At 62.3% G+C, this 4168-nt stretch carries 6 protein-coding genes and 1 pseudogene; 5 read left to right on the top strand and 2 right to left on the bottom strand.

Annotation, left to right across the window (positions count from 1 at the left end):
* The 3 genes from EOD15_RS29855 to EOD15_RS29845 all read left to right on the top strand — a co-directional run.
* On the top strand, positions 1 to 478 hold a 478-nt coding region (locus EOD15_RS29855), incomplete at its 5' end, for a class I fructose-bisphosphate aldolase (protein WP_127409100.1).
* Positions 479 to 643: 165 nt separating this feature from the next.
* Positions 644 to 1384 carry a thioredoxin family protein gene (locus tag EOD15_RS29850; RefSeq protein WP_127322925.1) on the top strand — a complete coding sequence of 247 codons (741 nt, stop codon included), beginning with the start codon at positions 644 to 646 and terminating at the stop codon, positions 1382 to 1384.
* A 62-nt stretch (positions 1385 to 1446) separates the two neighbouring features.
* A complete protein-coding gene (locus tag EOD15_RS29845) occupies positions 1447 to 2214 on the top strand; it encodes an SGNH/GDSL hydrolase family protein (RefSeq protein ID WP_127322926.1) in 768 nt (255 codons plus the stop codon).
* Here EOD15_RS29845 and EOD15_RS29840 read toward each other — a convergent pair.
* On the bottom strand, positions 2182 to 2343 hold the full coding sequence (locus EOD15_RS29840; protein WP_023810961.1) for a hypothetical protein: 162 nt from the start codon (positions 2341 to 2343) through the stop codon (positions 2182 to 2184). The two genes, EOD15_RS29845 and EOD15_RS29840, sit on opposite strands and share 33 nt — an antisense overlap.
* Positions 2344 to 2459: 116 nt before the next feature.
* On the bottom strand, positions 2460 to 3407 hold the full coding sequence (locus EOD15_RS29835; protein WP_127409099.1) for a ring-cleaving dioxygenase: 948 nt from the start codon (positions 3405 to 3407) through the stop codon (positions 2460 to 2462).
* 312 nt (positions 3408 to 3719) lie between these two features.
* Between EOD15_RS29835 and EOD15_RS29830 the strand changes: the two genes are divergently transcribed.
* Together EOD15_RS29830 and EOD15_RS29825 are read left to right on the top strand one after the other, a co-directional pair.
* Positions 3720 to 3887, top strand: a complete 168-nt coding sequence (locus EOD15_RS29830; protein ID WP_081738732.1) for a hypothetical protein — start codon at positions 3720 to 3722, stop codon at positions 3885 to 3887.
* Between the two features lie 84 nt (positions 3888 to 3971).
* Positions 3972 to 4168, top strand: a pseudogene (locus EOD15_RS29825) (glutamine amidotransferase); the annotation flags it as partial.

The following is a 4168-nucleotide window of genomic DNA, read 5'->3' as shown; positions in this document are numbered from 1 at the left end:
GATGGATGGCGCCCACGACATCGACACATGCTACGAGATCAGCAAGGCGATTTTGCTCAAGCTCTATAGCGAACTCTACGCGGCGCGCGTCGTGCTGGAAGGCACCATCCTGAAACCGAACATGGTGCTGGCCGGCAGGAAATCGGGCAAGGTGAGCGGCCCTGAAGAAGTCGCGGAAAAGACTATAAAGCTGTTCCGTGAGACTGTACCCGCAGCGGTGCCGGGCATCGCCTTCCTTTCCGGTGGCCAGGAGGACGAAGAGGCGACCGCAAACCTCAACGCCATCAACGCCATCGGGCCGCACCCGTGGAAGCTGACCTTCTCCTATGGTCGCGCGCTGCAGGCCGCGCCGCAGAAAGCCTGGAGCGGCAAGGCCTCGAACGTCGCCGCCGGTCAGGCCGCCTTCACCCATCGCGCCCACATGAACCATCTGGCAGCACTCGGAAAATGGAAGGCGAGCCTGGAACAGGCCGCCTGATCACAGTCCTTTCTTCCTCCTTCGAACCCGGGCCGATGCGCCCGGGTTTTTTGTTTGTGACTTGCCGGGCTTGGGGCGGAGCCTCTCCGTCCTTATTTCCTCTCGGGCGATGTCGGGTTGTGCTCATCCCGAACGTCCTTGGAATGACACTTCAGGGAGAGGTTCATGCATCGCAACAAGATCGTTTCGCGCGAAGACTGGTTCCAGGCGCACAAGGCGCATCTGGCGCGCGAGAAGGAACTGACGCGGCTCCGCGAGCGGATAGCGGCTGAGCGACGTGAATTGCCCTGGCTGAAGGTCAGGAAGGACTATGTCTTCGAAACCGGGCAAGGGCCGAAGAGACTGGCCGACCTGTTTGCCGGCAACAGCCAGCTGATCGTCTATCACTTCATGTTCGGGCCGGGCTGCGTCAATCATTGCGAGGGCTGCTCATTCCTTGCAGATCATATCGACGGCGCCAATCAGCATCTGCGGCATCACGACGTGTCGCTGGTCGTGGTTTCGCGCGCTCCACTGGCGGAACTTCTGCCTTACAAGCAGCGCATGGGCTGGAAGTTCGACTGGGTGTCGTCCTATGCCTCGGATTTCAACTTCGACATGCAGGTCTCCTTCACCGACAAGCAGATCGCCGCCGGCGACACCACCTACAATTTCGAGACCCGTCCACGGACATCGAAGGAGCTTCCCGGCACCAGCGTTTTCTACCGGGACGAGACCGGCGACATCTTCCTCACCTTCATGTCGCGCGCCCGCGGCGGCGAGGCGCAGATCGGCGCCTACGACTATCTCGACATGACGCCGAAGGGCCGCAACGAAAACGGCCCCTATCACGGACTGATGGATTGGGTGCGGCTGCACGATGAATATCAGGGCAACCAATCAGGGCAGGCGAGTTGCTGCGATTGAAGATCGTTCCCGTCAGCCAAAACATGCGCTAAGGCTGCCGCTGATCGTTTAACGGTACTGTCATGCGCTTCCCGTCCCTACTCACCTGGCTCGCCTTCCCGGTCTATATCTGGCAAGGCCTCGGCGTGCGACGCCGCACCACGCGCATGCTGCCGGCGCAAGGGCCGGTCATGCACGAAATATCAGGCAAGGCGCCTGATATCTCGCTTCTGGTGTTGGGCGATTCCTCCGCCGCTTCGGTCGGCATCGGCAATTCGGAAGATGGGCTTGCCGCGCAACTCGCCGTCCTGATTTCTCAAAGCACGGGCCGCGCCGTGCGCTGGCGGGCGGCCGGCTTCAATTCGGCAACGTCGGGCCAGATACGCGACCATGTCCTGCCCAATCTGTCGGCCGATCCGTGGACGCATATCGTGCTGGCCATCGGCACCAACGACACCAAGAATTTTCACTCCGTGCCGCGCTTCAAGAAGGAGTTCGGCGGCCTGCTCTACGGCCTGCGCGCCAAATGGCCGGAAGCACGCGTGGTGTGGTCGCCGGTGCTGGAGTTCACCCGGGCGCCGGCCATGCCGCCGCTGCTCGGAAAAATCCTTGAGATTCGCGCCGCCGACATGAACCGGATGGGCGAACGCCTTTGCCTGGAGCGCGGCGCGGTGCCGGCGCCGCGCCTGCCGATCACCAATCCGGAAGCCGGTTTTGCCTCGGACGGCTTTCACGCCTCGGAAGCAGGCTACCGGGCGTGGGCCGAGCATCTGGTTGGCCCGGTGCTTGGCAATTGGGCACCGACGACAAGTGCCGTCCTACGTCAAATGCCCGAGCACGGCCGCCAGTGAAATCGCAGCCATGGCGAGCAGTGCCAGCTTCCAGAAATCACCGCGGCGCTTGAGGCCTGGCCAGCCAAGCGGCTTGATCAGCTGGATGACCATGAAACCGACGATGACAAGGGCGAGGAATTTCGTCATGCCGCCTTTGACCAGCAACGCGCCCGGCTGTCAAAGCACGTCGTTCATTGCCTGAGAAAGAACGACGCCGCGATCCTGGGTCAGAACGCGGCGCCCGCCTGCGGCTGGCAAACGATCTACTTCAGCGGCTTGAGGCCAGCCTCGATCGAAGCGCGCTTCGGTTCGAGGAATGGCGGCAGAGCAAGACTTTCCCCCAGTGTTTCCAGCGGCTCGTCGGCGGTGAAGCCCGGCCCGTCGGTGGCGATCTCGAACAGGATGCCGTTCGGCTCGCGGAAATAGAGAGAACGGAAATAATAGCGCTCGACCTCGCCGCTCGACGGCAGGCGGAATTCGGCCAGCCGCGCCGTCCATTGATGCAGCGTTTCCTGGTCCGGCGCCCTGAAGGCAACATGGTGAACCGCACCGGCACCTTGCCGTGCCGGCGCCAGTCCCGGCTGCACCAGGACATGCAGCTCCGCCGCCGGCCCGCCCTCGCCCATTTCGAAGACGTGGACCTGGCCCTCCGGCGAGGCATAGTCGCGCGCCTTGCGCATGTTCATCACCGTGGTCACCACCGCCTCGGTGTTGGTGATGTCGGGAACGCTGATGACGATCGGCCCGAGCCCGCGTATCTGGTGCTCGGCCGGTACCGGGCTTTGCGCCCAGGGATGGCTGCCGCCCTTGCCGCCATCGCTGACCAGGCGCAGACGCTGGCCCTCGGGATCTTCGAAGTCCAGTGACGCATAACCGCCGATGTCGGCGATCTCTCCTGTTACCAGGCCTTCGTCGGTCAAGTGTTGCTTCCACCAGGCAAGGCTCTCCTGGCTGCCGACCCTGAGGCTGGTCCGCACGATGCTGTGCGTGCCCCGCCGCTCGCGGCCGACCGGCCAGTCGAAGAAGGTAAGGTCGGTGCCCGGTGTCGCTTCGCCGTCGGCATAAAAGAGGTGGTAGGCCGAGGTGTCGTCCTGGTTTACGGTCTTCTTGACCAGCCGCAGACCCAGCACCTTCGTATAAAAATGAAGATTGCCAGGTGCATTGGCGGTGATGGCGGTCAGATGGTGGATACCTGTCAGTTGCAAGCTCATCGTCGTCTCCCTGCTGTTGGGGAAGAATTTTCTCCCTTCATATCAGACCTGCGGTCACCTCGCTGAAGGCCTCGTATTCCGACAGTCAGTCGCCGGAAGCTGAACAGCGGCGCCGAAAACAACGCCGTCGCCATGAACAACCGGAAGTCGCAAACCTGCCTTGAGGCACCGGTCGATGCGGCGAGAAGCGATGCCTTGCCTGCGGCGCGCGCACTGTCCGCACCTTTGTCTCGCGCCCTGACATCCTCCTGACAGACTGCTGTCAGGAGGGGTATGCGATAGTGCCTCTACACAGAGAGAGGAGACTTAGCCATGAACGGTTACACCATTCTGCGCGGCATGCAGCACTATGTCGGCAAGATCCGCACGATACGCAACGAGATCCGCACCCAGCGGTTCATGAACTCGCTGCCGGCGGACATTCGCAAGGATATCGGCTGGCCGGACATGTATGCGGACCGTGGCCCTCGCGGCAATTAAAGCCAATTTTTCGACCCGGCGATTGGATGTGGGCGCGTCAACGCCCAGATAACAGGTCCGGTGCGTGAGGATGGGAGCGAGCTTATGCCCGAACAGAAGACGATCGGTTTCCTTTTCATCGAAGGTTTTGCCGACTGGGAGTATGGGCTGCTGGCGGCCTCGGCGGTCGAATGGTTCGGCGCCCGTGCCGTGTCGCTGACGCCTGATGGCAACCCAGTGACCGGGATCAGCGGCTTTCGGCTGACGCCCGATCGATCGGCCGGGGCGGATGAGAATGATTA

Origin of the sequence: Mesorhizobium sp. M7A.T.Ca.US.000.02.2.1, assembly GCF_003996995.1 — a bacterium.
Taxonomy (GTDB): domain Bacteria; phylum Pseudomonadota; class Alphaproteobacteria; order Rhizobiales; family Rhizobiaceae; genus Mesorhizobium.
This window is presented reverse-complemented; position numbering and strand designations above follow the sequence as displayed.

Bases quoted from the DNA above. Each gene is read 5' to 3' on its own strand.
- EOD15_RS29850 (WP_127322925.1), top strand. From the start codon at position 644: ATGCATCGCAACAAGATCGTTTCGCGCGAAGACTGGTTCCAGGCGCAC.
- EOD15_RS29830 (WP_081738732.1), top strand. From the start codon at position 3,720: ATGAACGGTTACACCATTCTGCGCGGCATGCAGCACTATGTCGGCAAG.
- EOD15_RS29845 (WP_127322926.1), top strand. From the start codon at position 1,447: ATGCGCTTCCCGTCCCTACTCACCTGGCTCGCCTTCCCGGTCTATATC.
- EOD15_RS29835 (WP_127409099.1), bottom strand. From the start codon at position 3,407: ATGAGCTTGCAACTGACAGGTATCCACCATCTGACCGCCATCACCGCC.
- EOD15_RS29840 (WP_023810961.1), bottom strand. From the start codon at position 2,343: ATGACGAAATTCCTCGCCCTTGTCATCGTCGGTTTCATGGTCATCCAG.